The 2,385-nt window shown below is 62.3% G+C and carries 3 protein-coding genes; all 3 read left to right on the forward strand.

The window, feature by feature from the left end; all coding sequences use genetic code 11:
* Positions 1 to 786: tripartite tricarboxylate transporter substrate binding protein (locus tag HX846_RS00065; protein ID WP_178964770.1), on the forward strand; the 786-nt coding region annotated here is incomplete at its 5' end.
* A 130-nt stretch (positions 787 to 916) separates the two neighbouring features.
* A complete protein-coding gene (locus HX846_RS00070) occupies positions 917 to 1,375 on the forward strand; it encodes a tripartite tricarboxylate transporter TctB family protein (protein WP_008437838.1) in 459 nt (152 codons plus the stop codon).
* Between the two features lies 1 nt (position 1,376).
* On the forward strand, positions 1,377 to 2,385 hold a 1,009-nt coding region (locus tag HX846_RS00075), incomplete at its 3' end, for a tripartite tricarboxylate transporter permease (RefSeq protein ID WP_178964771.1).

Below are 2,385 nucleotides of genomic sequence, written 5' to 3' on the forward strand. Positions count from 1 at the left end.
TACATGCCCGGCGGCGTGGGCGCGGTGGCCTACAACGCCGTCGTGGCGCAGCGTCCGGCCGACGCCGGCACGCTGGTGGCGTGGTCCAGCGGCTCGCTGTTGAACCTGGCCCAGGGCAAATTTGGCCGCTTCGATGAAAGCGCCGTGCGCTGGCTCGCGGCCGTCGGCACCAGCTACGGTGCCATCGCGGTGAAAAACGATTCGCCCTACAAAAACCTCGACGATCTGGTCAAGGCCCTGAAGAAAGATCCGGGCAGCGTGGTCATCGGTTCCGGCGGCACCGTCGGCAGCCAGGACTGGATGCAAACCGCCCTGATCGCCAAGGCCGCCGGCATCAACCCGCGTGACCTGCGCTACGTGGCACTGGAAGGCGGCGGCGAGATCGCCACCGCCCTGCTAGGCGGCCATATCCAGGTAGGCAGTACCGACATCTCCGACTCCATGCCGCACATCCTCAGTGGTGACATGCGCCTGCTGGCGGTGTTCTCCGACGAACGCCTGGACGAGCCGGAAATGAAGAACATCCCGACCGCCAAGGAACAAGGCTACGACATCGTCTGGCCGGTGGTGCGTGGCTTCTACCTCGGGCCAAAAGTCAGCGACGAAGACTATGCCTGGTGGAAAGACGCCTTCGACAAACTGCTGGCTTCCGAAGAGTTCGCCAAGCTGCGTGACCAGCGCGAGCTGTTCCCGTTCGCCATGACCGGCCCGGAGCTGGACACCTACGTGAAGAAACAGGTGGCTGACTACAAAGTGCTGGCCAAAGAGTTCGGCCTGATCCAGTAATCGCCCCTCTGTGGGAGCGGGCTTGCTCGCGAAAAACTTCAACGATGACGCGTGCTGCCTGTATAAACGCGACGTCCTGGCGTTCTTCGTGAGCAAGCTCGCGCCTACAAGAGTCTCCAAGGAGTTTCCCATGCTCTTACAACGCATTTTCGCCTCAGTGATGTTGCTGGTCTGTGCCGGCCTCGCACTGATGGCCTGGCCATATCAGGCGTCGTTTTCCTACGAGCCGGTAGGGCCTCGGGCCTACCCGCTGCTGATGCTCGGGCTGATGGGCCTGGGCCTGATCTACATGCTGTTTCGTCCACAGCCCACCAAGCACACAGAAGAAGAGCCCGCGCTGGACCGCCAGACCCTGATCAAGATCGGCATCTGCGTCGGGTTGCTGCTGGTGTTTGCCGGCACCTTCGAACCCTTGGGTTTCATCCTCAGCAGCATGCTGATCGGCATTCCGATGGCGCGCCTGTATGGCGGCCGCTGGATGCCCAGCGTGGTGATCGTGACCTTGATGAGCATCGGTCTTTACCTGCTGTTCGACAAGGCCATGGATGTACCGCTGCCGCTCGGCCTGCTTGAAGTTCTGGAGAACTGATATGGATACGTTCAGCTATTTGGGCCAGGGCTTCGGCGTTGCACTGACCCCTTACAACCTGATCACCGCACTGTGCGGCACCTTGATCGGCACCGTGGTCGGCCTGTTGCCGGGCCTTGGGCCGATCAACGGCGTAGCGCTGTTGATCCCCATCGCATTTGCCCTGGGGCTGCCGCCTGAGTCGGCCTTGATCCTGTTGGCGGCCGTGTACCTGGGCTGCGAATACGGCGGGCGCATCAGCTCGATCCTGTTGAACATCCCGGGTGAAGCTTCCACCGTGATGACCACCCTCGACGGCTACCCGATGGCTCGCAAAGGCCTGGCGGGCGTGGCGTTGTCGCTGTCGGCGTGGAGTTCGTTCATCGGTGCGTTTATCGCCACCTGCGGCATGGTGCTGTTCGCCCCGCTGCTGGCCAAATGGGCGATTGCCTTCGGCCCGGCGGAATATTTCGTACTGATGGTGTTTGCCATCGTCTGCCTGGGCGGCATGGCCGGTGACAAGCCGCTGAAGACCTTTGTCGCGGCCTTGATCGGCCTGTTTCTGTCAGCAGTGGGTATCGATGCCAACAGCGGCGTGTACCGCTTCACCGGCGATAACATCCACCTGACCGACGGCATCCAGTTCGTGGTGCTTGTATTGGGCCTGTTCTCCATCAGCGAGATCCTGTTGCTGCTGGAAAAAACCCACCGTGGCCAGGAAGCCGTGAAAGCCACCGGACGCATGATGTTCAACCTGAAGGAAGCTTCCGCGGTATTCGTCGTGAATATTCGCTGCGGCCTGCTGGGTTTCATCATGGGCGTATTGCCGGGCGCGGGTGCCACACTGGCCTCGGCCGTGGCCTACATGACCGAAAAACGCCTGGCCGGTGCCAGCGGTAAATTCGGTCAGGGCGACATGCGCGGCCTGGCGGCTCCGGAAACCGCGATCGGCGCTTCCGCCTGCGGCGCCCTGGTGCCGATGCTGACCCTCGGCGTACCCGGCTCGGGCACCACGGCGGTGATGATCGGCG

The organism is Pseudomonas sp. K5002 (assembly GCF_013386655.1).
Classification (GTDB): domain Bacteria; phylum Pseudomonadota; class Gammaproteobacteria; order Pseudomonadales; family Pseudomonadaceae; genus Aquipseudomonas.